This window comes from Streptomyces sp. NBC_00568, from assembly GCF_026341855.1.
GTDB lineage: Bacteria > Actinomycetota > Actinomycetes > Streptomycetales > Streptomycetaceae > Streptomyces.
Window position 1 is genome coordinate 938,800 of sequence record NZ_JAPENW010000001.1, and the last position, 26,484, is coordinate 965,283.

General features: G+C 71.0%; 22 protein-coding genes and 1 riboswitch. Of the genes, 8 read left to right on the forward strand and 14 right to left on the reverse strand.

The features are described from left to right. Positions 1 to 5 precede the first annotated feature (5 nt). Positions 6 to 659: a response regulator transcription factor gene (locus tag OOK38_RS03970; RefSeq protein WP_266763459.1), complete on the reverse strand. Its 654-nt coding sequence runs from the start codon at positions 657 to 659 to the stop codon at positions 6 to 8. A 413-nt stretch (positions 660 to 1,072) separates the two neighbouring features. Here OOK38_RS03970 and OOK38_RS03975 point away from each other — a divergent pair, with 413 nt between their 5' ends. Next, positions 1,073 to 1,246, forward strand: coding sequence for a hypothetical protein (locus tag OOK38_RS03975; RefSeq protein ID WP_167459062.1), 174 nt, complete (start codon positions 1,073 to 1,075; stop codon positions 1,244 to 1,246). A 133-nt stretch (positions 1,247 to 1,379) separates the two neighbouring features. Here the strand turns inward: OOK38_RS03975 and OOK38_RS03980 are convergent, their stop codons facing one another. Next, entirely contained in the window at positions 1,380 to 2,195 is an 816-nt protein-coding gene (locus OOK38_RS03980) for an inositol monophosphatase family protein (protein ID WP_266848108.1), read from the reverse strand. A gap of 8 nt (positions 2,196 to 2,203) precedes the next feature. After that, positions 2,204 to 3,331, reverse strand: coding sequence for a ferrochelatase (locus OOK38_RS03985; protein WP_266848110.1), 1,128 nt, complete (start codon positions 3,329 to 3,331; stop codon positions 2,204 to 2,206). 268 nt (positions 3,332 to 3,599) lie between these two features. Here OOK38_RS03985 and OOK38_RS03990 point away from each other — a divergent pair, with 268 nt between their 5' ends. Together OOK38_RS03990 and OOK38_RS03995 are read left to right on the forward strand one after the other, a co-directional pair. Continuing rightward, positions 3,600 to 4,838 carry an MFS transporter gene (locus tag OOK38_RS03990; protein ID WP_266763456.1) on the forward strand — a complete coding sequence of 413 codons (1,239 nt, stop codon included), beginning with the start codon at positions 3,600 to 3,602 and terminating at the stop codon, positions 4,836 to 4,838. Continuing rightward, a complete protein-coding gene (locus tag OOK38_RS03995) occupies positions 4,798 to 6,117 on the forward strand; it encodes a D-arabinono-1,4-lactone oxidase (RefSeq protein ID WP_266848112.1) in 1,320 nt (439 codons plus the stop codon). The genes OOK38_RS03990 and OOK38_RS03995 overlap by 41 nt, the downstream gene beginning before the upstream one ends. Here the strand turns inward: OOK38_RS03995 and OOK38_RS04000 are convergent. Beyond that, positions 6,041 to 6,829: a hypothetical protein gene (locus OOK38_RS04000; RefSeq protein WP_266763454.1), complete on the reverse strand. Its 789-nt coding sequence runs from the start codon at positions 6,827 to 6,829 to the stop codon at positions 6,041 to 6,043. The genes OOK38_RS03995 and OOK38_RS04000 overlap by 77 nt on opposite strands. Before the next feature lie 439 nt (positions 6,830 to 7,268). Here OOK38_RS04000 and sepH point away from each other — a divergent pair, with 439 nt between their 5' ends. After that, positions 7,269 to 8,351, forward strand: coding sequence for a septation protein SepH (sepH, locus tag OOK38_RS04005; RefSeq protein WP_266763453.1), 1,083 nt, complete (start codon positions 7,269 to 7,271; stop codon positions 8,349 to 8,351). 112 nt (positions 8,352 to 8,463) lie between these two features. Here sepH and OOK38_RS04010 read toward each other — a convergent pair whose 3' ends face one another. After that, positions 8,464 to 9,291, reverse strand: coding sequence for a sulfurtransferase (locus tag OOK38_RS04010; protein ID WP_266848113.1), 828 nt, complete (start codon positions 9,289 to 9,291; stop codon positions 8,464 to 8,466). Between the two features lie 323 nt (positions 9,292 to 9,614). Between OOK38_RS04010 and OOK38_RS04015 the strand changes: the two genes are divergently transcribed. Continuing rightward, on the forward strand, positions 9,615 to 10,418 hold the full coding sequence (locus OOK38_RS04015) for a VOC family protein (protein ID WP_266763451.1): 804 nt from the start codon (positions 9,615 to 9,617) through the stop codon (positions 10,416 to 10,418). An 85-nt stretch (positions 10,419 to 10,503) separates the two neighbouring features. Here the strand turns inward: OOK38_RS04015 and OOK38_RS04020 are convergent, their stop codons facing one another. The 4 genes from OOK38_RS04020 to OOK38_RS04035 all read right to left on the reverse strand — a co-directional run bounded on the left by OOK38_RS04020 (position 10,504) and on the right by OOK38_RS04035 (position 16,174). Further along, positions 10,504 to 11,148: a thymidine kinase gene (locus OOK38_RS04020; RefSeq protein ID WP_266763450.1), complete on the reverse strand. Its 645-nt coding sequence runs from the start codon at positions 11,146 to 11,148 to the stop codon at positions 10,504 to 10,506. Between the two features lie 44 nt (positions 11,149 to 11,192). Further along, positions 11,193 to 12,380: an alkaline phosphatase family protein gene (locus tag OOK38_RS04025; RefSeq protein WP_266848115.1), complete on the reverse strand. Its 1,188-nt coding sequence runs from the start codon at positions 12,378 to 12,380 to the stop codon at positions 11,193 to 11,195. After that, positions 12,380 to 12,967 (reverse strand): DUF5998 family protein, encoded by a 588-nt coding sequence (locus OOK38_RS04030; protein ID WP_266763448.1) that lies wholly within the window; start codon positions 12,965 to 12,967, stop codon positions 12,380 to 12,382. The genes OOK38_RS04025 and OOK38_RS04030 overlap by 1 nt, the downstream gene beginning before the upstream one ends. A gap of 378 nt (positions 12,968 to 13,345) precedes the next feature. Beyond that, positions 13,346 to 16,174, reverse strand: coding sequence for a bifunctional GNAT family N-acetyltransferase/acetate--CoA ligase family protein (locus tag OOK38_RS04035; RefSeq protein ID WP_266848116.1), 2,829 nt, complete (start codon positions 16,172 to 16,174; stop codon positions 13,346 to 13,348). 174 nt (positions 16,175 to 16,348) lie between these two features. On the opposite strand from OOK38_RS04035, the gene OOK38_RS04040 reads away from it, so the two are divergent. Beyond that, entirely contained in the window at positions 16,349 to 16,630 is a 282-nt protein-coding gene (locus OOK38_RS04040) for an HPr family phosphocarrier protein (protein WP_266763446.1), read from the forward strand. 223 nt (positions 16,631 to 16,853) lie between these two features. On the opposite strand, the gene OOK38_RS04045 is transcribed toward OOK38_RS04040, so the two are convergent. The 4 genes from OOK38_RS04045 to OOK38_RS04060 form a co-directional block, all read right to left on the reverse strand. Further along, positions 16,854 to 17,549 carry a GntR family transcriptional regulator gene (locus tag OOK38_RS04045; RefSeq protein ID WP_266763445.1) on the reverse strand — a complete coding sequence of 232 codons (696 nt, stop codon included), beginning with the start codon at positions 17,547 to 17,549 and terminating at the stop codon, positions 16,854 to 16,856. A gap of 197 nt (positions 17,550 to 17,746) precedes the next feature. After that, complete coding sequence (locus tag OOK38_RS04050) at positions 17,747 to 18,511, reverse strand: M23 family metallopeptidase (protein WP_266763444.1); 765 nt, start codon at positions 18,509 to 18,511, stop codon at positions 17,747 to 17,749. A gap of 12 nt (positions 18,512 to 18,523) precedes the next feature. Next, positions 18,524 to 18,684: riboswitch (cyclic di-AMP (ydaO/yuaA leader) on the reverse strand. Positions 18,685 to 18,899: 215 nt separating this feature from the next. Continuing rightward, positions 18,900 to 20,288, reverse strand: a complete 1,389-nt coding sequence (locus OOK38_RS04055) for a pitrilysin family protein (protein ID WP_266763443.1) — start codon at positions 20,286 to 20,288, stop codon at positions 18,900 to 18,902. After that, positions 20,285 to 21,631 carry a pitrilysin family protein gene (locus OOK38_RS04060; protein ID WP_266765894.1) on the reverse strand — a complete coding sequence of 449 codons (1,347 nt, stop codon included), beginning with the start codon at positions 21,629 to 21,631 and terminating at the stop codon, positions 20,285 to 20,287. The genes OOK38_RS04055 and OOK38_RS04060 overlap by 4 nt, the downstream gene beginning before the upstream one ends. Before the next feature lie 354 nt (positions 21,632 to 21,985). On the opposite strand from OOK38_RS04060, the gene OOK38_RS04065 reads away from it, so the two are divergent. Further along, complete coding sequence (locus tag OOK38_RS04065; protein WP_266763442.1) at positions 21,986 to 24,445, forward strand: DNA topoisomerase (ATP-hydrolyzing) subunit A; 2,460 nt, start codon at positions 21,986 to 21,988, stop codon at positions 24,443 to 24,445. Positions 24,446 to 24,452: 7 nt separating this feature from the next. On the opposite strand, the gene OOK38_RS04070 is transcribed toward OOK38_RS04065, so the two are convergent. After that, entirely contained in the window at positions 24,453 to 25,526 is a 1,074-nt protein-coding gene (locus OOK38_RS04070) for a GTP-binding protein (RefSeq protein WP_266848118.1), read from the reverse strand. A 319-nt stretch (positions 25,527 to 25,845) separates the two neighbouring features. Between OOK38_RS04070 and OOK38_RS04075 the strand changes: the two genes are divergently transcribed. Then, positions 25,846 to 26,346 carry a DUF6082 family protein gene (locus OOK38_RS04075; protein ID WP_266848120.1) on the forward strand — a complete coding sequence of 167 codons (501 nt, stop codon included), beginning with the start codon at positions 25,846 to 25,848 and terminating at the stop codon, positions 26,344 to 26,346. Positions 26,347 to 26,484 lie beyond the last annotated feature (138 nt).

Here is a 26,484-nt window from a genome sequence, read left to right on the forward strand (position 1 = left end):
CGGGATCAGATCCTGTAGCCGGAGCCGGGCACGGTGACGATCACGGCCGGCTCGCCGAGCTTGCGGCGCAGCGTCATGACGGTCACGCGCACGACGTTGGTGAACGGGTCCGTGTTCTCGTCCCAGGCCTTCTCCAGGAGCTGCTCCGCGGAGACGACGGCGCCCTCGCTGCGCAGCAGCACCTCCAGGACGGCGAACTCCTTGGGGGCGAGCTGGACCTCCTTGCCGTCGCGGAAGACCTCGCGGCGGTTGGGGTCGAGCTTGATCCCCGCGCGCTCCAGGACCGGCGGCAGCGGCACGCTCGTACGACGTCCGAGGGCACGCACGCGTGCGGTCAGCTCGCTGAACGCGAACGGCTTGGGGAGGTAGTCGTCGGCGCCGATCTCCAGGCCCTCGACACGGTCGCTGACGTCGCCGGACGCGGTCAGCATCAGCACGCGCGTGGGCAGGCCGAGCTCGACGATCTTGCGGCAGACGTCGTCGCCGTGCACGAGCGGGAGGTCCCGGTCGAGGACGACCACGTCATAGTCGTTGACCCCGATGCGCTCCAGCGCGGCGGCGCCGTCGTACACGACGTCGACGGCCATGGCCTCCCGGCGCAGTCCGGTGGCCACCGCATCGGCGAGCAGTTGCTCGTCCTCGACGACGAGTACGCGCACGTCGCTAGTCCTTCCTCTGTCCACCGGCGGGGCACGCTTCAGGGCACCACGCGGGCAGGTCTGTCACGGATGAGAGCTCCATCCTGCCCTTTTCGGCCGTAAACCGGCTGTAAGACGGTGCAGGCGCCAGGTAAGCCCGTCCAGGGGGCCGGGAATGCCAGATTTTCTCGCCGGGTTGAGGTTTCCACGGAAGAGAGCGGGGGGAGGACGGCTTTACACCCCGCGATCACGCTCTGCATGTGGCAAGCCACCTTGTGGTACGTCCAACCGCTTCCGCAGAGCGGGCGTGGGTGTCCGGCACCGTCGCCGCCCAGCCTGGGCAGCGCTGGGCACCCGACAGAGACGTGATCGCCCCTTCCGATCGGCACACCCCCGTGCCACCCGACCCACGACCCAGGACGAGGGGGCGCAGCATGGACGCATTCACCGCAGGACTTCTGCAGCGCATAAGGGCGACCGAGTCCGACCTGACGCGGGCTCGCGAAACAGGTGACGACTTCCTCGCGGAGGTCGAGCAGGCCGAGCTGGACGACCTGCACCGCCTCGCCGCCGAGCACGGTGTGGAGGTCGGCGCGACGCGCGTCTGATCAGCACGTACGAGAGCGGGGCCTCGGTATCGATCCAGTACCGGGGCCCCGCTCCGTTTCTGTCGTCTTCCGTCTTCCGCCGGCCGCTCTCGCCTTCTTCCGCCGACCGCTGTACGCCTTCCGCCGGCCGCCGTCAGTCGTGCCAGGCCCCGAGGTCCTCCAGTAGCCCCTGGAGGGGCTGGAAGACGCCAGGAGAGGCCGCCACCGCGAGTTCGCCTGTGGGGCGCTCTCCGGGGCGTCCACCGGTCACCGCGCCCGCTTCACGGGCGATCAGGTCCCCCGCCGCGAGGTCCCAGGGGTGCAGGCCCCGCTCGTAGTAGCCGTCGAGGCGGCCGGCCGCGACGTCGCACAGGTCGATCGCGGCCGAGCCGGAGCGCCGGATGTCGCGCACCAGCGGGATCAGCCGCTGGGCCACGTCCGCCTGATGGGTCTTGACCTCGGTCACGTAGTTGAAACCGGTCGAGACGAGGGCCTGGTCGAGGGGCGGCGACGGGCGGCAGGCCAGCCGGCGTTCGCCGACCCAGGCGCCGGTGGCCCGGGCGCCCCGGCCGCGCACCGCGTGGTACGTCTCACCGCGCATCGGTGCCGCCACGACGCCCACGACGGTCTCGCCGTCCTGCTCGGCCGCGATGGACACCGCCCAGGTCGGCAGCCCGTACAGGTAGTTGACCGTGCCGTCGAGCGGGTCGACGATCCAGCGGATGCCGCTGGTGCCCTCGCTGGTGGAGCCCTCCTCGCCGAGGAAACCGTCGCGGGGGCGGTGCTCGGCGATCAGCGTGGTGATCAGCTTCTCGGCGGCGATGTCCATCTCGGTGACGACGTCGATCGGGCTGGACTTGGTCGCGGCGACCGCGAGGTCCGCCGGTCGGCCGTCGCGCAGCAGCGCGCCCGCGCGGCGGGCGGCCTCGTGTGCGAGCTGGAGCAGTTCGGTGTGCAGAGGCTCGGTCACGGGGCTCCTCATGCGTAGGGGCTGTCGGCGCCCGCGGCGGCGGGCTTGGGCGTACGGGCCGGACAGCAGCCCACCGGGCACAGGTCATGACTCGCGCCCAGCGCGCCCAGGGCACACGGTGTCACCCGTCGGGCGCTCCCGGCCGCGGCGCGCTCCAGCACCAGGTCACGGACTGCCGCGGCGAAGCGGGGATCGGAGCCCACCGTGGCCGAACGGCGCACCGGCAGACCCAGCTCCGCCGCCTTCGCGGTCGCCTCGGTGTCGAGGTCGTACAGGACCTCCATGTGGTCCGAGACGAATCCGATCGGCACCATCACCGCCGCCGCCACCCCGGATCCGTGCAGCTCCTCCAGGTGGTCGCAGATGTCCGGCTCCAGCCACGGAATGTGCGGGGCCCCGGAGCGCGACTGGTAGACGAGCTTCCACGGGTGGGCGGTCCCGGTCCGCTCCCGCACCGCCTCCGCGACCAGCCGGGCCACGTCCAGATGCTGCCGGACGTACGCGCCGCCGTCACCGTGCCCCTCGACCGGGCCGGAGGTGTCCGCCGCGGCGACCGGGATCGAGTGCGTGGTGAAGGTCAGATGCGCGTCGGCACGGACCTCCTCGGGCAGCTCCGCCAGCGACCGCAGAACACCCTCGACCATCGGCTCGACGAACCCCGGATGGTTGAAGTAGTGCCGCAGCTTGTCGATCCTCGGCGGCTCCAGCCCCTCCCCCTCCAGCATGGCCAGCGCCCCGGCCAGGTCCTCGCGGTACTGCCGGCAGCCCGAGTACGAGGCGTACGCGCTGGTGGCCAGCACGAGGATCCGGCGCCGCCCGTCGGCGACCATCTCGCGCAGCGTGTCGGTCAGGTACGGCGCCCAGTTCCGGTTGCCCCAGTAGACCGGCAGATCCAGTCCGTGCTCCGCGAAGTCCTTGCGCAGCGCGTCGAGCAGGGCGCGGTTCTGGTCGTTGATGGGGCTGATCCCGTCGAACAGGAAGTAGTGCTGCCCCACCTCCTTGAGCCGTTCCTTGGGGATACCCCTGCCCCGCGTCACGTTCTCCAGGAACGGGACCACTTCGTCCCGGCCTTCGGGACCGCCGAACGAGAGCAGGAGCAAGGCGTCGTAGGGGGTGGCATCGAGCGCTTCTGGCATGCGTCCGATCCTGCCACCCGCCGGTGACATGCGAGAAACGGCGGGTCGGTGAGGGAGGCGGCGACGGCGGGGACGCACGGATCGGCGGGTGTCGGGTCATGCGCTCGGGCGGGTGTGAGGGCGTGCGCGGGGCGGGCTGAGAGAGGCACGGAGGCGTGCGTTTAGGGTCACCTAACCCGTAAGCTGTATCGGCCAGCTTCACGCCTTACAGAAGTTCGGGCCGCCCGTGGTGACCGGGTGGGGCCGAGCCGAGCCGACGGAGACCCCCGTGCCCAGCCCGTACCGCGCCCTGTTCGCCGCCCCAGGCTCCAAGGGCTTCTCCGCCGCGGGCCTGCTCGGCAGGATGCCGCTGTCCATGATGGGCATCGGCGTGGTCACGATGATCTCCCAGCTGACCGGGCGGTACGGCCTCGCGGGCGCCTTGTCGGCGACCATCGCGCTGGCGGCCGCGGCGATGGGTCCGCAGGTCTCGCGGATGGTGGACCGGCACGGACAGCGGCGGGTCCTGCGCCCGGTGACGCTCTTCGCGCTCACGGCGGCCGCGGGACTGCTGGTCGCCGCGCACTTCGAGTGGCCGGACTGGGTGCTGTTCGTGTGCGCGGCCGGCATCGGCTGCGTCCCGAGCGTCGGCGCGATGATCCGGGCCCGCTGGGCGGCTCTCTACGGGGGCACCCCGCAACTGCACACCGCGTACTCCCTGGAGTCCGTGGTGGACGAGATCTGCTTCATCTTCGGGCCGATCATCTCCATCGGCCTGTCCACGGTGTGGTTCCCGGAGGCCGGACCGCTGCTCGCCGCCTGCTTCCTGGCGGCCGGGGTCTTCTGGCTGACCTCCCAGCGCGCCACCGAGCCCGAGCCGCATCCGCGCGGGCAGCACGCCGGGGGTTCGGCGCTCCGCTCGGCCGGACTCCAGGTCCTGGTGGCCACGTTCGTGGCGACCGGGACGATCTTCGGAGCCGTCGACGTGGTCACCGTGGCCTTCGCCGAGGAGCAGGGCCACAAGGGTGCCGCGAGCATCGTCCTGGCCCTCTACGCGGCGGGCTCCTGCCTCGCGGGAGCCGTCTTCGGGCTGCTGCACTTCAAGGGGGCGCCCGAACGCAGGTGGCTGCTGGGCATATGCGCGATGGCCGTGAGTATGATCCCCCTCCTACTGGTCGGAAACTTGCCGTTCCTGGCCGTGGCGCTGTTCGTTGCGGGCCTCTCCATCGCTCCCACGATGATCACGACGATGTCCCTCATCGAACAGCACGTACCTCGCGCGAAACTGACCGAAGGCATGACCTGGGTGAGCACCGGACTCGCGGTCGGGGTCGCGCTCGGCTCCTCCGTGGCCGGCTGGGTGATCGACTCCGCCGGCGCCGAGGCCGGGTACGGGGTTCCGGCGGTGTCCGGGGCCGTCGCGGTCGCGGTCGGTTTCCTCGGGTATCGCCGGCTCAGCAGGCCGGTTCCGCAGCGGGGAGGGTCTCATGAGCACCACAGTGAGCGGGAAGAGCGGCACGTGGCGTAACTGGGCGGGGAACGTCACCGCCCGTCCCGTACGGGAGGTCACCCCTGCCTCGGTCGACGAACTCTCCGCCGCCGTGCGGAAGGCGGCCGAGGACGGCCTGACGGTGAAGGCCGTCGGCACCGGGCACTCCTTCACAGCGGCCGCCGCGACCGACGGCGTATTGATCCGCCCTCAACTGTTGACCGGCATCCGCAAGATCGACCGTGCGGCCATGACGGTCACGGTCGAGGCGGGCACCCCGCTCAAGAGACTCAACATGGCGCTCGCGCGTGAGGGGCTGTCGCTCACGAACATGGGCGACATCATGGAGCAGACCGTTTCGGGGGCGACCAGCACCGGAACGCACGGCACCGGACGCGACTCGGCCTCGATCGCCGCGCAGATCAAGGGCCTCGAACTGGTGACGGCGGACGGCTCGGTGCTGTCCTGTTCCGAGCACGAGAACCCGGAGGTCTTCGCGGCGGCCCGAATAGGGATCGGCGCCCTGGGGATCGTCACCGCGATCACCTTCTCCGTGGAGCCCGTCTTCCTGCTCACGGCCCGCGAGGAGCCGATGACCTTCGACAGGGTCACCGCCGACTTCGAGGAACTCTTCACCGAGAACGAGCACTTCGAGTTCTACTGGTTCCCGCACACGGGCAACTGCAACACCAAGCGCAACAACCGCAGCGCGGGCCCCGAGAAGCCGGTGGGGCCGATCCGCGGCTGGATCGAGGACGAGTTCCTCTCCAACGGCGTCTTCCAGGTGGCCAATCTGCTCGGCCGGGCCGTGCCCGCCGCCATCCCGTCGATCGCCAGACTCTCCAGCCGCGCGCTGTCCGCGCGCACCTACACCGACATTCCGTACGAGGTCTTCACCTCTCCGCGCCGCGTGCGTTTCGTGGAGATGGAGTACGCCGTGCCGCGCGAGGCCCTCGTCGAGACGCTCCGCGAACTGAAGTCGATGGTCGACCGCTCGTCCCTGCGGGTCAGCTTCCCCGTGGAGGTGCGGACCGCGCCCGCCGACGACATCACCCTGTCCACGGCGTCCGGACGGGAGAGCGCGTACATCGCCGTCCACATGTTCAGGGGGACCCCCTATCAGGCGTACTTCACCGCGGCCGAGCGGATCTTCACCGCGCACGAGGGGCGTCCGCACTGGGGCAAGGTGCACACGCGCGACGCCGAGTACTTCACCAAGGTCTACCCGCGCTTCGGCGAGTTCACGGCGCTGAGGGATCGGCTCGATCCGGACCGGCGCTTTGCGAATGACTACTTGCGGAGGGTTCTGGGGTCGTAGCGGTCGCGCTGGGTGCGGGAGTCGGGGCGCCTCCCCCGGCATCCGGTCCCGGGGACGCGCCGTCGCCGGGCGTCGGGTCCGCCGTCGCGTCCCCGCCGCTTCCGCCGCCCAGGTCCCCCGAGCCGCCACTGCCGGTGGACGGGGAGGACTCCTCCGGAGCGGCCGGGGCCGTGGAAGGCGACGACCCGGTCGAGGGTGCCGTGCCGGGCTCCGGACTTCCCGAGCCGGCGCTGTGCCCCTTGAAGGCGTCGCCGACCGTCGTGCTCGTGCCGTCGCCGCTGAAACTGCGCCCCGAGACCATTTCGAACGTGGTGATTCCGGCCATCGTGACGCCGAAGACGAGGGCGGTCGCGACCAGCGGCCGCTTCCAGCTCCTGACCCGTGCGCGGTAGACGGTCCCCTCGGTGAACTCGCCGGGGGTACCGGGCATCTGCCGGGGCTTCGGTTTCGGCTGCACCTTCACGTCACGTATCTGTTCGCCGGTACGCCTGAAGAAGTGCTGGAAGAGCGTTCCCCCGCAGGTGGCGATGGCGCTGACCAGTCCCGCGCCCAGGATCGTCCCGTAGACGCCGAAGTACGAGGCGAGTTTCGCGGCGACCACCGCTGCCACCGCGCTGCCCGCGACTTGAGGGACGCTCAGGTCCACCCGCTTCTTCCTCGGCTCCACGTCGGCACCCGGCTCCTCGCCGCCGACTTCAGGCTTCTCACGCATTCCCGGACCTTGCCTGCCTTTCCCGTACTTGATCGACCGATCGCACGAGAAAGGGACGTACGGGCGAAACGATTAGTTCCGTTTCTGCCGATTACGTGAAGTGCGCCACGTTCGATGACCCCCGAAAGGGCGCCAGGAACGGCCAACTACCACCCCCCGCTCGAAGTTGGGCGGCGTGCCGATCCACGCAAGTGGCCCGAATGGAGTACTGTTGCGAGCCCTGGGTCCGGACTCCCGCCAGGGTGTCCGGGGCCTTGCAGGACCGCCGGGAGGGGGCTCGTTGCACAGGGTGATGGAGTTCGTCACTTAGCGTTGCGAATAGGTAACCGTGCCATAACGGCGACCCCGGGCCCGTGCCCGACACGCCGGGCAACTCGGCAAGGTTGTGGCAGGCTGCACCCGGGCAGGCCACACTCGACTAGCGGAAGCAGCGACGCACGTGACGTCGGCAGGCACCACCCGGGAGGTCCCCATGCCCGAACTGCGTGTCGTGGCCGTCTCTAACGACGGCACACGGCTGGTGCTGAAGGCTGCGGACAGTACGGAGTACACGCTTCCGATTGACGAGCGTCTGCGCGCCGCCGTACGCGGCGACCGTCCCCGCCTCGGCCAGATCGAGATCGAGGTGGAGAGCCATCTCCGCCCCCGAGACATCCAGGCGCGTATACGCGCCGGCGCCTCCGCGGAGGAAGTCGCCCAGCTCGCCGGAATCCCCGTCGATCGCGTACGTCGCTTCGAGGGACCCGTGCTGGCCGAGCGCGCCTTCATGGCCGAGCGCGCCAGGAAGACTCCCGTCCGCCGCCCCGGAGAGAACGCCGGACCCCAGCTCGGCGAGGCCGTCCAGGAGCGGCTGCTGATCCGGGGCGCCGAGAAGGACACCGTCCAGTGGGACTCGTGGCGCCGCGACGACGGCACCTGGGAAGTCCTGCTGGTCTACCGGGTCGCGGGTGAACCGCACGCCGCGAGCTGGACCTACGACCCGCCCCGGCGGCTCGTCCAGGCCGTCGACGACGAGGCGCGCTCGCTGATCGGCGAGTCCGAGGACCTCGCGGCACCCGAGCCGAGCTTCCCGTTCGTGCCGCGGATCGCCAGGCTGCCCCGCGACCGTCCGCTGGACCGCGCCCTGGACCGGCAGATGGAGCGGCCGAGCCTGCCCCCGCCGCCCCCGGAACCGGCCGAGGAGGCCGAGGACCGGGACTCGCTGACCAGCCTCCTGGAGGCCGTGCCCAGCTTCCGGGGCGACATGGTGGTCCCCGAGCGGCCCGCCACCACCGAGCGGCCCGCCGAGGAGCCCGCCGACGAACCCGAGGCGGAGGAGCCCCCGGCTCCCGCCGCCTCGGCAGGTGCCGGTTCCGCGTACGCGGACGTATTGATGCCCCGCTCGGTCGGCAGCCATCGCGACCGGCTGGTCGGCGCGACCGACCGCCAGGCCGAGGCCGACGGCGTCCGCCCGGGCCGCAGAGCGGCGGTCCCGAGCTGGGACGAGATCGTCTTCGGCACACGGCGGAAGAAGCAGGACTAGTCAGGTGTACGACGACGGGGCCCGCGCCGATCCGGTGCGGGCCCCGTCCTGGTGCAACCGGCGGCGGGGCAGGCCGGCGCGCCCGGTACGGCGGCTCCGGCGCCCCGGGCTGTCACTGCGGGTCGGGGCCCACCGCGACGGGACGGTCGCCGTCCTGGGACCACTCCGACCACGAACCCGCGTACAGAGCCGCGGGAATGCCCGCCACGGCGAGGGCCAGCACCTCATGGGCCCCCGAGACACCGGAGCCGCAGTAGACGCCGACCTCGGACGTGGGCGTCACACCGAGGGACTTGAAGCGGTCGGCGAGTTCGGCCGACGGCAGGAACCGTCCGTCCTCCGTGACGTTCTCGGCGGTCGGCGCGGAGACGGCGCCCGGGATGTGCCCGCCGACCGGATCGATCGGCTCGACCTCGCCCCGGTACCGCTCACCAGCGCGGGCATCGAGCAGCAGTCCGGTGCGGGCGAGTGCGGCGGCCCCGTCCGCGTCGAGCAACGGCCGGGCGCCGGGCGCCGGTACGAACGTTCCGGGCGCCGGCGAGGGGACCTCCGAGGACACCGGACCGCTCCAGGCGGCGAACCCGCCGTCAAGCACGCGTACCGACGGATGACCCGAATAGCCGAGCAGCCACCAGGCACGCGCGGCGGCCCAGCCCTGCCCTCCGTCGTACACGACCACGTCACGGTCCTCGGACACTCCCGCGGCCCGCATCGCAGCGCCGAAGACCTCGGCGCCGGGGAGCGGATGGCGGCCCGCCGCACCGGCCGGACCAGCGAGTTCGGAATCCAGATCGACGAAGACGGCACCCGGGATGTGCGCGTTCTCGTACTCGGAGCGCAGGTTGGGGCCGCCCAACTGCCAGCGGATGTCGAGGAGCACCGGCGGGTTCGGACCCGCCAGGTCGCTCGCGAGCTCGGGTGCGGTGATGATGGCGTTCATGGCCACCATCCTTGCGCACGGGGTGGCCGCGTCGTCCATGTCCGGCTACTCTGCTCCGCCGGACAGGTCCGATCACCAGGCGTATGGGATCGGGCACATGCTGTACAACCGATGGACACCACGCGGCAATCACTCCGAAACGGATGAGAAACGGCATATCGGGCTTCCTTCCGTCGCGGGCCGCCGAACGGCGGCGCGGCCGGGACGCGCGGCACGACCGGTGGTGCGAACATCGGCACGGGGCGTGCACGCACGCGACTGAGTACGCGTGTTCGCAGGCGGAAGGTGACCGGCCACCGCGAGGGGCCGAGAAGAGAGTGACGATGACCGAGGCACGGGAATCGGCCGGCCCGAACGGCACCACGCACGCTCGGCACATGCCCGGCACACCCTGCTGGGTGAGCCTGATGGTGCATGAGATGGCCGCGACCCAGGACTTCTACGGAGCGCTGTTCGGCTGGGAGTTCCAGCCTGGCCCACCGCAGCTCGGCCCCTACGCGCGAGCGCTGCTCGACGGCCACGAGGTGGCCGGGATCGGCCAGTTGCCGCCCGACCGGCACCTGCCCATCGCCTGGACGCCGTACTTCGCGTCGGCGGACGTGGACCAGACCGCCGAGACGGTACGACTCAGCGGCGGAACCGTGGGCGTGGGACCGCTCGACGCGGCCGAGGCCGGCCGTCTGGCGATCGCCTCCGACACGTCGGGCGCCGTCTTCGGCATCTGGCAGGTGGTGGCCCACCCCGGCACGGAGATCACCGGCGTGCCGGGCACCCCGGTGTGGAACGAGCTCGTGACGCGCGACACCCAGAGTGTCGTCAAGTTCTACCAGGGGGTCTTCGGCTACGAACTGGAGCCGGCCGTCTCACCCGACTTCGACTACGTGACCCTGCACATCGACGGCCGCCCGGTGGCGGGCGTGCACGGGGTCGGGAACACCCTGCCCCGCGACCGCGGGCCGCACTGGCTGACGTACTTCGAGGCCGCCGAAGTGGACGAGACCGTCCACCGCGTCACGGAACTCGGCGGGCACCTCGTCGGACCGGCCCACGACTCCCCGTACGGCCGTGTGGCGACCGTGGCGGATCCGGAGGGCGCGACGTTCTCCCTGATCCATGCCGTCACGTGACGCGGTGAGCCGGCGTACCCGATGGGCCGGCGCCGGGACGGGCGCCAGGGCGTCGGGGCCGGGGTGTCGGACCGGGAAACAGGTCTCAGGCCGAGGCGATCGGCAGGACGTCCGGTGACAGGGCGCTCGCGTGGGCCGTGGCGGCCGTCATACGGCGACGGTGGTGCCTGCGGCACAGGACCTCGTAGCCGACGTCGGGCTGGTTGACGTCGCCGACGACGACCTGGGCGCCCTCGAGGACCATCTCGCCGCCAACGGTGCGGGCGTTGTGCGTGGCGCGGGCGCCGCACCAGCACAGGGCCTCCACCTGGAGGACCTCGACCCGGTCGGCCAGTTCGACGAGGCGCTGGGAGCCCGGGAAGAGCTTGGAGCGGAAGTCCGTGGTGATCCCGAAGGCGAAGACGTCGACGCCCAGGTCGTCCACCACGCGGGCCAGCTGGTCGATCTGCCGGGGGGCCAGGAACTGGGCCTCGTCCGCGATCACATAGTCCGCCCGGCCGCCCTGGGAGAGGTGGTCGACCAGGTAGGCGTACAGGTCCTGGTCGTCCGCCACCTCGACCGCATCGGTGACCAGGCCGAGACGCGAGGAGAGCTTGCCCTCGCCCGCGCGGTCGTCGCGCGTGAAGATCATGCCCTGCAGACCCCGCGCCGAGCGGTTGTGCTCGATCTGGAGAGCCAGCGTGGACTTCCCGCAGTCCATGGTTCCGGAGAAGAACACCAGCTCGGGCATGGGGAGTTGAGCACCTTTCGGCAACGGAGGCAGGGAGAAGGGCGTCAGGAGCGTACTTCGAGGAGCGGCACCAGTTGCTCGACGGGGGTCATCGAACCGTGGTTGCCGACCATCGCCGACTCCTTCGGCTCCCGCTCGGACGCGATGATCAGGACGTCGTCCCGGGCGGCCGCGATGACGTCGCCCAGCCGGCCGTACACCCGCTCGTCGACCTGCGGGCCGAACCAGCCCGCCTCGATCGCCTCGTCCCGGGAGGCGATCCAGAACTGCTCGCCGAGGACCTCGCGCCAGCAGGTCAGCACGTCCGCCTCGGCACCCGGGACCGCGTACACATGGCGGGCACGGCCCTCGCCGCCCAGCAGGGCGACCCCGGCGCGCAGCTCCCAGTCCTCGTCGAAGTCGATGCGGTGCTGCTCGTCGAACGGGATGTCGATCATGCCGTGGTCGGCGGTGACGTACAGCGCGGAGCGCGGTGGCAGCTGCTCCGCGAGGCGCTGGACCAGGCGGTCGACGTACATCAGCTGGCCGCGCCACGGGTCCGAGTCGACACCGAAGCGGTGACCCTTGCCGTCCACCTCCGCGTAGTACGTGTAGACCAAGGAGCGGTCCCCGGCGGCCAGTTGCTCGGCCGCGAAGTCCATGCGCTCCTCACCGGTCAACCGGCCGTGGAAGGTCCCGCCGCTCAGCGCGATCTTCGTCAGCGGTGTGTTCTGGAAGGTGGGCGAGGAGACCTGGGCGGTGTGCACACCCGCCGCGTCCGCCAGCTGGAAGATCGTGGGGTAGGGCTGCCAGGCGCGCGGATCGGTCCACGGGTTCCAGCGGAGCTGGTTCATCAGGTCGCCGGTGGCGGGGTTGCGCGCGGTGTAGCCGGGCAGGCCGTGCGCGCCAGGGGGCAGGCCGGTGCCGACGGAGGCGAGGGAGGTCGCGGTGGTGGCGGGGTAGCCCGCGGTGATCGGACGCCCTGTGCCGCCCCGCGAGGACGCCAGGAGCGACGTCATGAAGGGTGCCTCGTCCGGGTGGGCCTTGAGCTGCTCCCAGCCGAGTCCGTCGATCAGGAACACGCAGTTCCGGTCGGCTGCGGCCAGCTCCGGTATGGCGGCCCTCGCTCCGGGCACGGACATGCCCGCGGCGAGCGTGGGCAGCAGATCGGCCAGCGAGCCGGCGCCGTACTCGGGGACGGGCGCGGAGCCGATGGCGAGCGGTTCCGGGTGGTCCCAGGTGGGCAGGGCCATCAGCGGGTGGTGTCCGCGGTCGCCTCGGAGAGGGACTGCGCGAAGGCCAGGGCCTGACGGACGGTCTCCGGGCCGTCCCCCGCCTCGCTGACGCGCAGGCTCAGGTCGTCGGCTGTCGAGTTGCCCGTGTAGCCGTGATCGGCCTCGCAGTTGGGGTCACCGCAGGCGGCCGGCTCCAGGTCGATGCGGGAGACGGCGCCCCAGCCGATGGTCAGGACCACCTCGCGGGGCAACGTGCCGGGCGTGTACGACTCGGGGTTCGCGACGACGCGGCTGACGACCACCGACGAGATCCGGCCGAGCTTGACCGACTCCGTCGAGGTCGTGGCGTACGGCGTCGGGGACGTGGTGTCCGCGTTCTGCTCGTCGGTGTGGCTGACGATGAAGCGGTTGCCGGTGAGGACGAGCACGGTGACGTGCCGGCGCACCTCGTTCGCGTCGAACGTCGTCTCCTGGTGGACCAGGTACGACCGGATGGTCTCGCCGCCGATCGCGGCCTCCACCGCCTCGGCCACGAGGGCCGGGTAGTAGCCGCTGCGCTCGATCGCCGCTCGCAGCCCCTGGGTCGTCGTACTGGTCTTGGCCATGTCGTCCATCCTACGGGGGCCCACTGACTGCGAGGCACCGCTCGCGGCGGTCTGTCGTGGACGGAACAGATCGAATCGGGGACGGCGGCCCGGAGGAGGTGCGTACGGCGCCGCCGGCGGCCGCGGCCGCGGCCGCCGGGACGGGGAAGCGCCGCGGCACACCGGACGGGCGGCGGACGCCCCGGGGCGGCACCTGGGACACGGGCAGATGTCCGGGCGAGGACGTCTCTGGCGGCACCGCTCGGGCGACGGCTGACGCGCGGGGCCGCGGTACGTACCGCCCTGGAGGCAGCGCCCCTCGGACGGCACGGACGCCCGGACAGCTCAGACGGCTCAGACGACTCAGACGACTCAGACGACTCAGACGACTCAGACGACTCAGACGACGGGCAGTGTCCGGGGGCCGAGGTCGTCCCGGAGCGGGGCGCGGGCCAGTCGTACCGTGGCGCCCAGCACGCTCAGACCGGTCGGGGCGACCACGACCGGCTCCAGCGAGACCGCGACGACCTCGGGGTGGTCGTCGACCAGCCGGGACACCCGCAGCATGAGCTCTTCGAGGGCCGCCGTGTCGACCGGCGCGGAGCCCCGCCAGCCGAACAGGAGCGGTGCCGTCCGGATCGACCGGACCAGTGAGGCCGCGTCCCGGTCGATGACCGGAATCAGCCGGTGCGCCGTGTCCCCGAGCAGTTCGGAGGCGGCTCCGGCGAGCCCGAAGGAGAGCACCGCCCCGGCCGCCGGGTCGATCACCGCACGGACGACCGTGTCGACGCCGCGCGGCGCCATCCCCTGCACGACCGGGCGCAGCACCGTCGGTGTCCCGAACAGCTCGGTCAACTCCGTGTACGCCCGGCGCAGTTGTTCCTCGTCCGCCAGGTCCAGCCGTACGCCGCCCAGGTCGGCACGGTGCCGCAGGTGCGGGGCGGTGGTCTTGAGGGCCACGGGGTAACCGATGGAGTGCGCGGCCGCCACGGCGTCGTCCGGTGTGGGGGCGGGCAGGGAGCGGTGTACGTCGATGCCGTACCGCCCGAGCAGCGCCCCCGTCTCCTCGCCACCGAGCGTCAGCCCCTCCCCGCGCGCGAGGAGGTCGTCGATCAGCCGCGCCGCTCCCTTTTCGTCGATGTCCTCGTACTCGGGCACCTTGCCGGGCTCGCCGGCATCCAGGCGCCACTGGGCGTACTTGACGGCTTCGGCGAGGGCGCGGACGGCACGCTCGGCGGCGGGGTAGGCGGGGATGAGCCGGGAGTCCGACGCGGCATCGGCGCTCACCGCGGCGGGCGAGCGGTCGGCGGGGTGGAACCGGGCGCCGGGCGCCGCACCGGGTGCCGTCTCGGCGGCCTGGGGAGCGGTGCTCGCGGCGGCGGACAGGGCCTCGGCGAGGCCGCCCAGCTCGACGTGCACCACGAGCACGGGTTTCGCCGGAGCCGCCGCCGCGGAGGACCGGAGTGCCTCGGCGAGCGCCTCGTCGGCGGCCGAGGTCTCCCCCACCGCCGGTATGGCCGTCACGACCACGGCGTCGCAGCCGTCGTCGGCGAGGGCCTCCGCCAGCGCCCGGTGGAAGTCGTCCGCCGAGGCCGCCGTGGTCAGGTCCCGGGGCGGCAGGGGCCTGAGCCCTTCGGCGAGACACGCGTCGTACGTCAGAAGCCCCAGCGACTCGGAGTTCCCGAGGATCGCCACCCGGGGCCCCCTGGGGAGCGGCTGGCGCGCCAGCAGGAGGCCCGCGTCGACGAGTTCGGTGATCGTGTCCACCCGGATCACCCCGGCCTGGCGCAGCAGCGCGGACACAGTGGCGTGCGGCAACCGGGTGGCCCGTACGGCGTGCCCCTGGGGAGCGGCCCCGCCGTGCCGCGCCCCCTGGACCACGACCAGCGGCTTCGCGGCCGCCGTCCGCCGCGCGAGGCGGGTGAACTTGCGCGGGTTGCCGATGGATTCGAGGTACATGAGGGCGACGTCGGTGTCCGGGTCGTCGTACCAGTACTGAAGGACGTCGTTGCCGGACACGTCCGCCCGGTTCCCGGAGGAGATGAAGGTCGACACGCCGGTCACGCCCGTGACGCCGCCGCCGCGCCGGTGCAGCCGGGACAGCAGGGCGATACCGATGGCACCGGACTGTGCGAACAGGCCGATCCGGCCCGGGCGGGGCATCTGGGGGGCGAGCGAGGCGTTCAGTCGCACCTCGGGGGAGGTGTTGATGACTCCGAAGGCGTTGGGTCCGATGATGCGCATCCCGTACGTGCGCGCCTGCCGCACGAGTTCGCGCTGGCGCTCGCGTCCTTCGGGGCCGCTCTCGGCGTACCCGGCGGAGACCACCACGAGTCCCTGCACCCCGTGTTCGCCGCATTCCGTGACGACCTCGGGGACGTACTCGGCGGGCACGGCCACGACGGCGAGGTCGACGGGCTCGGCGATGTCCCGGATGGAGCGGTGGGCCGGGACTCCGTCGAGTTCCTTCTCCTGGAGTGCCGTGTTCACGGCGTACAGGCGCCCGGTGAACCCGGCTTCGCACAGGTTGTCGAGGACGCTGCGGCCGACACCGCCGGGTGTGCGCCCGGCTCCGATGACGGCGACCGAGCCGGGGGCGAGCAGCCGCTGCACGGACCGGGCCTCGGCGCGCTGCTCCCGCGCGCGCTGCACGGCGAGCGACCGGTCGGTGGGTTCGAGGTCGAACTCCAGGTGTACGACGCCGTCCTCGAAGCTGCGCTTCTGGGTGTACCCGGCGTCCGTGAACACCTTGATCATCTTGTTGTTGGCGGGCAGCACCTCGGCGGCGAAGCGGCGGATGTCGCGCTCGCGGGCCACGGCCGCGATGTGTTCGAGCAGGGCCGAGGCGACGCCGCGGCCCTGATGGGCGTCCTGCACGAGGAAGGCGACCTCGGCCTCGTCGGCGGGCGAGGACGCGGGCCGGCCGTCGGCGTCGATCCGGTCGAAGCGCACGGTGGCGATGAACTCCCCGCCCACCGTGACCGCGAGACCCACCCGGTCCACGAAGTCGTGGTGGGTGAACCGGTGGACGTCCTTGGCGGACAGACGCGGATACGGCGCGAAGAAGCGGTAGTACTTCGACTCGTCGGACACCTGCTCGTAGAAGCTGACCAGGCGCTCGGCGTCGTCCACGGTGATGGGCCTGATGCGCGCGGTGCCGCCGTCACGCAGCACCACGTCGGCCTCCCAGTGAGCGGGGTACTCGTGCCGGTCCGACGAGGTCTGCATGGGCCCCAGAGTACGGCTCGCGTACGACAACGGCGCGAGGCAGTCTGTGGAGACGGACGCCGGAGCGAGCCGTTGGTCCGCCGTCGCCGCGGACGGACCGAGGACCGTCCGGGCACGCTTCACGATATGGGACACTGGTCTAGACAACCCGGAACACCCGAAGGGCAGCATCACATGGCTGAGCGCCGCGTCAACGTCGGCTGGAACGAGGGCCTCCACGCCCGCCCCGCCTCCATCTTCGTCCGGGCCGCCACGGCGTCCGGCATCCCGGTGACGATCGCCAAGGCCGACGGCAACCCCGTCAACGCGGCCTCCATGCTCGCGGTCCTCGGCCTGGGAGCCCAGGGCGGCGAGGAGATCGTCCTCGCGTCGGACGCCGAGGGCGCGGACGCCGCTCTCGACCGCCTGGCGAGGCTCGTCGCCGAGGGGCTCGACGAGCTCCCCGAGACCGTCTGAGCCCACAAGGCACCCAGGACACGTACGGCTGAGCCGCGCCACCCCTTCTCCGGGCGGCGCGGCTCAGCCGTTTCCGTACTCCGTTCAGGAATTCCCCGGCGGCACGCGCGACCGGCGCTGAGCGGCCACGAGAATAGCGCGCGCCTGAATTCCTGGCACGCGAACAAAAGGGCATCAGAAATAGGCCCCTGCCGAATATCCCTCTTTGTATACGGCGCCCGTGTTAATGACGCGGGCCCGTCATGTTTACGGGATGTTGCGAAGTTCTCACACGTTCCGGCCGATCTCCGCCGCCGGGAAAGCGGAGCCGGTGTGCGGCCGTCGCGCGCTCGGCGTGCAGGGCCGTGATCGCGCGGGCCCGCTCACTGTCGCCGCGAGCGACCGCGTCCACGATGCCGCCGTGCTCCGCCCAGGACTCCGCGGGGTTGGCCGGCGCCTCCACCGAGTACATCCAGGCGATCTTGTGGCGCAGCTGGGCGAGCGTGGAGGTCAGCGCCGGGCTGCCGGACGCCTGTGCGAGCGTCTCGTGGAACCAGCCGCCCAGGGAGCGCAGATCCTCGCTGTGGCCCCTCCTGGAACGCTCCTGCCCCAGCCTGACCAGGCCCCGGAGCACCTTGAGGTGGGCCTCCGTGCGCCGCTGGGCGGCCCGCGCGGCACCCAGCGGCTCCAGCAGCATGCGCATCTCCAGGAGGTCCGCCGCCTCCTGCTCGGTGGGTTCCGCGACGCACGCGCCCGCGTGCCGGCGGGTGACCACGAAGCCCTCGGCCTCCAGCGTGCGCAGAGCCTCGCGCACGGGAACGCGCGAGACGCCGTAGCGCCGCGCGAGCAGTTCCTCGGTCAGCCGGCCGCCACGCTCGTAGACACCCGCGACGATGTCGTCACGGATGGCCGTGCATACCGAGTGCGCCGGAATACGCATGACCGGACCTCCGCTTTAATCCCCGCGAAACGCCATCGATTGACGCTTGTTCAGTGACTCTATTGCAGGAAGCCGGAATTTCCGATGGCAGGCCTGAATCCATGGATATTTTTTGGACAGACGGCCTCCGGAAACGATGATGCCCCGGCTCGGTGAGCCGGGGCATCGAAAGCGGTGGGGAAGCGGCGAAGCGGTCGTCAGACGTTGACGCCGTGCGAACGCAGGTACGCGACCGGGTTCAGGTCCGAGCCGTACTCGGCGGTCGTACGGGCCTCGAAGTGAAGGTGCGGTCCGGTGGTGTTGCCGGTGTCCCCGGAGAGAGCGATCTGCTGCCCCGGAGTGACCGTCTGGCCGACCGACACGCCGATGGACGAGAGGTGGCCGTACATGGTGTACGTGCCGTCGTGCATCTTGATCACGACTTGATTGCCGTAGGCGCCGCCCCAGCCGGCCGTGACGACCGTGCCGGAGCCGACGGCGTGGACCGAGGTGCCGGACGCGGCGTGGAAGTCGACGCCGGTGTGGCTGCCGGAGGACCAGAGGCTGCTGCTGGCCTGGTAGCCGGTGGAGACGTACGAACCGGTGATCGGCATGACGAAGGTGTTCAGGCGCTTGCGCTCGGCCTCGCGGGCGGCGCGCTCCTTGTCCTCGCGGGCCTTCGCGGCCTGCTCCGCGGCGTACTTGCGGGCGGTCTGCTCGGCCAGCTTCCGCGCGGCGGCCTCGTCGGCGGCGCGCTGCTGAGCGAAGGCCTGGGCGTCGATCTGGTCGGCGACCGAGTCGCCGATGGTGATGGCCTGGGTCAGCCCGGTCTGCTCGACGGAGGATTCCGCGGCGAAGGCGGGGGCGGCCAGGGTTCCGATGACACCGGTGGTGGTCAGTGCCGCGACGCCGACGGCGCTCGTGGTCGTGCTGTGCACCCGGTTCGGACGACGATGCTTCCCGGTGCCACAGGTGAACGCCATGTAGGGGCTGGTCCTTTCCTTCCCTCTCGCCTACCGGGTTAGCTGACGGGTTCGGAGCAGGAAGGTCTCCTACGGGCCCCCTCCGGGGAGGGCGTCCGATTCACCCCAGGGACTACGTGTGGGTCCCCGGCTCCCCTGGCTCGCGCCATGCGGGGACTCGGCGATGACTGTCCGGTGCCGCGGGCGCGGCGCACTGCCTGACGAACAGTCGGACAGACGCTAGACGGGGTGTCATTCGAACAACAAACAGATCACGGTTTTTGTAGCGCATCCCACAGGGCAGAAGGGCAACCTCCATACCAATACGGACATCTTGGGGACGGTGTCCGGGTAAAAGAGAGCCCTGGTGACTCTTCAGTCACCAGGGCCCCCCTCGGTCGCGCGGGCTCTATTCGGCGGCCACCACGGTGACTTCACCGATTCCGAGAGCCTTGACGGGCTCCTCGATCTGCGCGGCGTCGCCCACCAGGACGGTCACCAGACGGTCCGTCGGGAAGGCGCTCACGGCGGCCGCGGTGGCCTCCACGGTGCCGGTGGCGGCCAGTTGCCGGTAGAGCGTCGACTGGTAGTCGTCCGGCAGGTACTGCTCGACCTGGTCGGCGAGCGTGCTCGCGACAGCCCCCGCCGTCTCGAACTTGAGGGGCGCCACGCCCACCAGGTTCTGCACGGCGATGTCCCGCTCGGCGTCGGTCAGTCCCTCGGCCGCGAGGGTGCGCAGCACCTTCCACAGGTCGCCGAGCGCCGGACCGGTGTTCGGGGTGTCCACGGAGCCGCTGATGGCGAGCATCGCGACGCCCGTGCCGTCCGGCGCGGCGCGCAGGACCTGACCGAACGCCCGCACGCCGTAGGTGTAGCCCTTCTCCTCGCGCAGGACGCGGTCGAGGCGGGAGGTGAGGGTGCCGCCCAGGCAGTACGTGCCGAGCACCTGGGCGGGCCACACGCGGTCGTGCCGGTCGGCGCCGACACGGCCGATGAGCAGCTGCGTCTGGACGGCGCCGGGGCGGTCCACGATGATCACGCGGCCGGTGTCGTCGGCGTTCACCGGCGGCACGGGACGCGGCTCGGCGGACGAACCGGTCCAGGAGCCCAGTGTGTCGCCGAGCAACTCGTCGAGGTCGACGCCGGTCAGGTCACCGACGACGACGGCGGTGGCCGTCGCGGGGCGCACGTACTTCTCGTAGAAGGCGCGTACGGCCGCGGAGTCGATCTTCTGGACGGTCTCCTCGGTGCCCTGGCGCGGGCGCGACATGCGCGCGCTCGCCGGGAACAGCTCCTTGGAGAGCTCCTTGGCGGCACGACGGGCCGGGTTCGCCGTCTCGTGGGGGATCTCGTCCAGCCGGTTGCGCACCAGCCGCTCGACCTCGCTGTCCGCGAACGCCGGTGCCCGCAGGGCGTCACTGAGCAGGCCGAGCGCCTTGGCCAGGCGCGAGACGGGCACTTCGAGGGACAGACGTACGCCGGGGTGGTCGGCGTGCGCGTCGAGCGTGGCGCCGCAGCGCTCCAGCTCGGCGGCGAAGTCCTCGGCCGAGTGCTTGTCGGTGCCCTCGGAGAAGGCGCGCGCCATGATCGTGGCGATGCCGTCCAGGCCCGTGGGCTCGGCCTCCAGCGGCGCGGCGAGGATCACCTCGACGGCGACGACCTGCTGGCCGGGGCGATGGCAGCGCAGCACGGTCAGGCCGTTGTCCAGGGTGCCGCGCTCAGGGGCGGGAAAGGCCCACGGCTTGGGGCTGCCGGCCTGGGGCTGCGGATGGAAGTCCATGGTGGCGAGCTCGGTCACTTCGCCGCCTCCTCGTCGGTCTCGTCAGCGGCGTCGGTCGTTTCGGGTGCGGTCGGCTCGTAGACGAGCACCGCGCGGTTGTCGGGGCGCAGGCGGGCCTTGGCGATCTCCTGGACCTCCTCCGCGGTGACGTCGAGAACGCGCTGCACGGCGGTCAGGGCGAGCTGCGGGTCGCCGAACAGGACGGCGTACCGGCACAGTTCGTCGGCGCGGCCCGCGACGGTGCCGAGCCGGTCCAGCCACTCGCGCTCCAACTGGGCCTGCGCGCGCTCCATCTCCTCGGCCGTGGGGCCCTCCGCGGCGAACCGGGCGAGCTCCTCGTCGACGGCGGCCTCGATGACCGGGACCTCGACGTCGCCGGACGTCTTCACGTCCAGCCAGCCCAGGGAGGGCGCGCCGGCGAGGCGCAGCAGGCCGAACCCGGCCGCGACGGCGGTGCGGTCACGGCGTACGAGCCGGTTGTAGAGCCGGGAGGACTCGCCCCCGCCGAGAACGGTGAGCGCGAGGTCGGCCGCGTCGCACGCGCGCGTGCCGTCCTCCGGGAGCCGGTAGGCGGCCATCAGGGCGCGCGCCGGGACCTCTTCCTCGACGACCTCGCGCAGCTGCTCGCCGATGGTGTCGGGCAGCGAGCCGTCACGCGGGGCGGCCTTGCCGTCGTGTCCGGGGATGGAACCGAAGTACTTCTCGACCCAGGCGAGCGTCTGCTCCGGGTCGATGTCCCCGACGACCGACAGCACCGCGTTGTTGGGCGCGTAGTACGTGCGGAAGAACGCGCGGGCGTCCTCCAGGGTGGCCGCGTCCAGGTCCGCCATCGACCCGATCGGGGTGTGGTGGTACGGGTGGCCCTCGGGGTACGAGAGCGCGGTGAGCTTCTCGAACGCGGTGCCGTACGGGACATTGTCGTAACGCTGCCGGCGTTCGTTCTTCACGACGTCGCGCTGGTTCTCCATGGACTCGTCGTCCAGCGCCGCGAGCAGTGAACCCATGCGGTCGGCCTCCAGCCAGAGGGCGAGCTCCAGCTGGTGGGTGGGCATGGTCTCGAAGTAGTTGGTGCGTTCGAAGCTCGTCGTGCCGTTGAGCGAGCCGCCGGCGCCCTGCACGAGTTCGAAGTGACCGTTGCCGTGGACCTGCTTGGAGCCCTGGAACATCAGGTGCTCGAAGAGGTGGGCGAGTCCGGTCCGGCCCTTGACCTCGTGGCGCGATCCGACGTCGTACCAGAGGCACACCGCCGCGACCGGGGTCAGATGGTCCTCGGAGAGCACCACGCGCAGGCCGTTGGCCAGGCGGTGCTCGGTCGCTGTCAGGCCGCCGGAGCCTGCCTCAGCTGTGGCCGTGTGACCCATGGGCATGTACGTCCCTTCGATCGCGGAACTGCGTCATTCCTGTCGGTCCTGCCACTGTATGCAAGCGCGCGGACGGCTGGCGAAGTTCCCGCACCTCGTACGCCGAGAGCGAGACTTACGCGTGTCCCTGACACATCCCGGAGAACCCTCCGAGAACCACCGCGAAGGGGCCCGGAGGCCGCCGGGTACCGGGTCCGGGGGCCGCTCGGAAGCGGTCTCGGCGGCGCCCGGGGAGCGCGCCGCGGGGGCGCTACGGACGGGTCGCGGTCCGGGTTGTCAGTGGGGCGGTCCACAATGGTGCGCGTCAGAACCCGCTCATGCCCCGGCAGAGACTGTGAAGGAGCCGCAGCAGCGATGGCCCGCCGCAGCACGAAGACCCCGCCGCCCGACGACTCGTACGAGGAGAAGATCCTCGACATCGACGTCGTGGACGAGATGCAGGGCTCCTTCCTCGAATACGCGTACTCGGTCATCTACTCGCGAGCCCTGCCGGACGCCCGAGACGGCCTCAAGCCGGTGCACCGCCGCATCGTGTACCAGATGAACGAGATGGGCCTGCGCCCCGACCGCGGCTATGTGAAGTGTGCCCGCGTCGTCGGCGAGGTCATGGGTAAGCTCCACCCGCACGGCGACGCGTCGATCTACGACGCTCTGGTGCGTCTGGCGCAGCCCTTCTCCATGCGTCTGCCCCTGGTCGACGGCCACGGCAACTTCGGATCGCTCGGCAACGACGACCCGCCGGCCGCGATGCGTTACACCGAGGCCCGGATGGCCGACGCGACGTCGTTGATGACCGAGTCCATCGACGAGGACACGGTCGACTTCACGCCCAACTACGACGGCCAGGAGCGGGAGCCGGTGGCCCTGCCCGCCGCCTTCCCGAACCTCCTGGTCAACGGCTCTTCGGGCATCGCGGTCGGCATGGCGACGAACATGCCGCCGCACAACCTCGGCGAGGTCATCGCCGCCGCCCGTCACCTCATCCGGTACCCGGGCGCCGACCTCGAGACGCTGATGAAGCACGTCCCGGGCCCCGACCTGCCCACCGGCGGCCGGATCGTCGGCCTCTCCGGGATCAGGGACGCGTACGAGACGGGCCGCGGCACCTTCAAGATCCGCGCCACGGTGTCGGTGGAGGACGTCACGGCGCGCCGCAAGGGCCTCGTCGTCACCGAACTGCCCTTCACCGTCGGCCCGGAGAAGGTGATCGCCAAGATCAAGGACCTGGTCGGCGCGAAGAAGCTCCAGGGCATCGCCGACGTCAAGGACCTCACCGACCGCGCGCACGGACTGCGCCTGGTCATCGAGATCAAGAACGGCTTCGTGCCGGAGGCGGTCCTCGAACAGCTCTACAAGCTGACGCCGATGGAGGAGTCCTTCGGCATCAACAACGTGGCCCTGGTGGACGGTCAGCCACTCACCCTGGGCCTCAAGGAGCTGCTGGAGGTCTACCTCGACCACCGCTTCGAGGTCGTACGCCGCCGCAGCGAGTTCCGCCGCACCAAGAAGCGCGACCGGCTGCACCTGGTCGAGGGTCTCCTCGTCGCCCTCCTGGACATCGACGAGGTCATCCGCCTCATCCGCTCCAGCGACAACTCGGCGCAGGCCAAGGAGCGCCTGATCGAGCACTTCTCGCTCTCCGAGATCCAGACGCAGTACATCCTGGACACGCCGCTGCGCCGCCTCACCCGGTTCGACCGCATCGAGCTGGAGTCGGAGCGCGACCGGCTCAACGGCGAGATCGACGAGCTGACCGGCATCCTGGACTCGGACGCGGAGCTGCGCAAGCTGGTCTCCGGCGAACTGGCCGCGGTGGCCAAGAAGTTCGGCACCGACCGGCGCACGGTGCTCCTGGAGTCCGCCGGCAGCCCCGCCGCGACGGTCTCGCTCCAGGTCGCCGACGACCCGTGCCGGGTGCTGCTGTCCTCGACGGGCCTGCTGGCGCGTACGGCGACCGGTGATCCCTTCGGGGAGGACCCGGACGGCAAGCGCACCAAGCACGATGTGATCGTCTCCGCGGTGCCCGCGACGGCACGCGGCGAGATCGGTGCCGTCACCTCCCTGGGCCGCCTCCTCCGCATGAACGTGATCGACCTCCCGCGGCTGCCCGAGACGGCGTCGGCGCCCAATCTCTCCGGCGGCGCTCCGGTCTCGGAGTTCCTGTCCTCGCTGGAGCCGGACGAGACGGTGATCTGTCTGGCGACGCTCGACGAGACGTCGCCGGGTCTGGCCATCGGCACGGAGCAGGGTGTCGTCAAGCGTGTGGTGCCCGACTATCCCTCGAACAAGGAGGAGCTGGAGGTCATCACCCTCAAGGACGGCGACCGGATCGTCGGCGCGGTCGAGCTGCGCACCGGCGAGGAGGACCTGGTCTTCATCACGGACGACGCCCAGTTGCTGCGCTACCAGGCCTCGCAGGTCCGCCCGCAGGGCCGTGCCGCGGGCGGCATGGCCGGCATCAAGCTGACCGACGGCGCGAAGGTGATCTCCTTCACGGCCGTCGACCCGGCGGTCGACGCGGTCGTGTTCACCGTGGCGGGCTCACGGGGGACACTGGACGACTCCGTCCAGACCACGGCCAAGCTCACCCCCTTCGACCAGTACCCGCGCAAGGGCCGCGCCACGGGCGGTGTGCGCTGCCAACGGTTCCTGAAGGGCGAGGACTGCCTGTCGCTGGCCTGGGCCGGCCCGACGCCGGGACGCGCGGCGCAGAAGACCGGCATGCCCGTCGACCTGCCGGAGATCGACCCGCGCCGGGACGGCTCGGGCATCTCGCTGGGCAAGCCGGTGTCGGTGGTGGCGGGCCCGGTGTAGTCCGCGCTCAGCCCTCCGGGCTCGGCTCCTGTACGTAGCGGAGGACGCCCCACATGCTGTGTTCATCGGCGTGCGGGGCGTCCTCTTTGCACGCCTCGAGTTCCTTGGTCAGCGCCACCGTGTCGATTCCGGAGCCGATGAGGACGAGCTGGGTGAGCCGCCCGTTCGCACCGGTCCAGGGCTCAGGGTAGAAGCGCAGGAACCGCCCGACGGCGTGCACTGCGTACCGGTTGCGGACGTCCTGGACACCGAAGTCCACGTACCCCTTGATCCGGTAGAGCCCTTCGGGCCTGCTGTCGAGGAAGGCCATCAACCGCCGCGGCCCCAGGGGCACTTCGGAGGTGAAGGAGAGGGATTCGTAGGCCGCGTGCAGATGACCGGAGTGGCCGCGCTCCCCGTTGCCGCTCGCCCCCGGGCCGCCCTCCTCGTGATCGTGGAGATCGTCGAAGGACAGCTGTCCGACGCGTTCCTCGCTCGGCCTGCAGTCGAAGAGGAACTCCGGATGGACGCGGCCGTAGGTGGCGGGGACGACCGCGGCGCGGTCGGCGAGCTCCCGGACGACACGCAGCACGCCTTCGCCGTCGCCGGCCCGGTCGATCTTGTTGACGACGACGAGGTCGGCCAGGGCGAGGTGCCGGTCGATCTCGGGATGCTTCTCGCGTGTGCCGGCGAACTCGGCGGCGTCGACGACCTCGACGAGCCCTCCGTACACGATGCCCGGATGCTCGCTGGCGAGGACCATGCGCACGAGTTCCTGGGGCTCGGCGAGCCCGCTCGCCTCGATGACGATGACGTCGATACGGGCAGAGGGTTGAGCGAGCCGATCCAGATATTGATCAAGCTCGCCGACATCGACCGCACAGCACAGACACCCGTTGCCGAGCGACACGGTGGAGTCACCGAGCGCTCCGGCCACCGCCATCGCGTCGATCTCGATCGCCCCGAAGTCGTTGACGACGGCTCCGATACGGCTGCCGCCGCTGCGGTGCAGGAGATGATTGAGCAGCGTGGTCTTGCCGGAGCCCAGGAAGCCGGCGAGAACGATGACCGGGATCTGCCGGGGACTCGACTGACTCACCATGCGCCCTCTCTGAACCTGTGCGCGCACCGGCTCACGGGACCGGCGCTCACGCGGGGAATGAATGCCGACCAAGCATACGAGTGGGAGGAAACGCCCCGAAGTGAACGATTGTTAGCGGCGCTCGCGGGGCACACGTTGGACATGGCGCCGGTGAACGCGACCCGCACATCCCTCCGTGCGCCTCCTCTCCGCCTCCCTGCCGATCAGAGCCGCTCGGCAACACTGGGGGGCGGCAAGCGCGCCGCCCACCGCTCGCCGGTCCGCTCCCTGTCGCCCACAACCGACGACCGGCGGACGGTCGCCTGATTCGGGGGTTGACATGGCCACACAGAATTCCGCGATACGGAGGCTCGGCTCGGTCGCCCGGGCCGGGCTCGGCGTCGCGGCACATGCCGTGACGGACCGACGCTCGCGGCAGCGCCGACGCGCCGTGCTCACCGAGCAGCACCGCCTCCATTTCGACCTGCTGTGCAAGGCCATGGACGATCCCACCCTTGCTGCCGTCCTCAACACGTACGAGACCGAGATCGACCCCGAGAAGCAGCGCCAGTACCTCTTCGCGAACGCCCTTTACGTCAATGCCCTGTACTTCCATCGGATCGGGGCGCTGACGCGCGCGGAACTCCACGGCCACTTGCGCATCATTTGCCAGAACCGGATTTTCCGGGAGTACTGGGTGGCGACCGAACATCACCGCCAGAGCCTGCCCGATTCTTCCGATGAGGCCCAACTGGGCCGGATGATGGACACCCTGATCCAGGATCAGACGGATGCCGACGCCGATGAGTGGTGGGTGGTGGGGGAGCCGGACGAAGGATGACCGTGACGCCTCACGCCGGCTGCTGCACCCGCACGCGGAGGCCCGACCCCCACGCGCCCGCACACGCCCCCGTGCGCCATCAGCGCCTTCGATGAGCGCTTACCACCGCAATACCACCTTTGGTCAAGCAAAGCTGGC

Bases quoted from the DNA above. Each gene is read 5' to 3' on its own strand.
- OOK38_RS04070 (WP_266848118.1), bottom strand. From the start codon at position 25,526: ATGGTGAGTCAGTCGAGTCCCCGGCAGATCCCGGTCATCGTTCTCGCC.
- OOK38_RS04010 (WP_266848113.1), bottom strand. From the start codon at position 9,291: ATGAACGCCATCATCACCGCACCCGAGCTCGCGAGCGACCTGGCGGGT.
- OOK38_RS04030 (WP_266763448.1), bottom strand. From the start codon at position 12,967: ATGGCCAAGACCAGTACGACGACCCAGGGGCTGCGAGCGGCGATCGAG.
- OOK38_RS04045 (WP_266763445.1), bottom strand. From the start codon at position 17,549: ATGCGTATTCCGGCGCACTCGGTATGCACGGCCATCCGTGACGACATC.
- OOK38_RS04035 (WP_266848116.1), bottom strand. From the start codon at position 16,174: ATGCAGACCTCGTCGGACCGGCACGAGTACCCCGCTCACTGGGAGGCC.
- OOK38_RS04040 (WP_266763446.1), top strand. From the start codon at position 16,349: ATGGCTGAGCGCCGCGTCAACGTCGGCTGGAACGAGGGCCTCCACGCC.
- OOK38_RS04015 (WP_266763451.1), top strand. From the start codon at position 9,615: ATGACCGAGGCACGGGAATCGGCCGGCCCGAACGGCACCACGCACGCT.
- OOK38_RS04050 (WP_266763444.1), bottom strand. From the start codon at position 18,511: ATGGCGTTCACCTGTGGCACCGGGAAGCATCGTCGTCCGAACCGGGTG.
- OOK38_RS04025 (WP_266848115.1), bottom strand. From the start codon at position 12,380: ATGGCCCTGCCCACCTGGGACCACCCGGAACCGCTCGCCATCGGCTCC.
- OOK38_RS03995 (WP_266848112.1), top strand. From the start codon at position 4,798: ATGAGCACCACAGTGAGCGGGAAGAGCGGCACGTGGCGTAACTGGGCG.
- OOK38_RS03985 (WP_266848110.1), bottom strand. From the start codon at position 3,331: ATGCCAGAAGCGCTCGATGCCACCCCCTACGACGCCTTGCTCCTGCTC.
- OOK38_RS04000 (WP_266763454.1), bottom strand. From the start codon at position 6,829: ATGCGTGAGAAGCCTGAAGTCGGCGGCGAGGAGCCGGGTGCCGACGTG.
- OOK38_RS04060 (WP_266765894.1), bottom strand. From the start codon at position 21,631: ATGGGTCACACGGCCACAGCTGAGGCAGGCTCCGGCGGCCTGACAGCG.
- OOK38_RS04020 (WP_266763450.1), bottom strand. From the start codon at position 11,148: ATGCCCGAGCTGGTGTTCTTCTCCGGAACCATGGACTGCGGGAAGTCC.
- OOK38_RS03975 (WP_167459062.1), top strand. From the start codon at position 1,073: ATGGACGCATTCACCGCAGGACTTCTGCAGCGCATAAGGGCGACCGAG.
- OOK38_RS04065 (WP_266763442.1), top strand. From the start codon at position 21,986: ATGGCCCGCCGCAGCACGAAGACCCCGCCGCCCGACGACTCGTACGAG.
- OOK38_RS04075 (WP_266848120.1), top strand. From the start codon at position 25,846: ATGGCCACACAGAATTCCGCGATACGGAGGCTCGGCTCGGTCGCCCGG.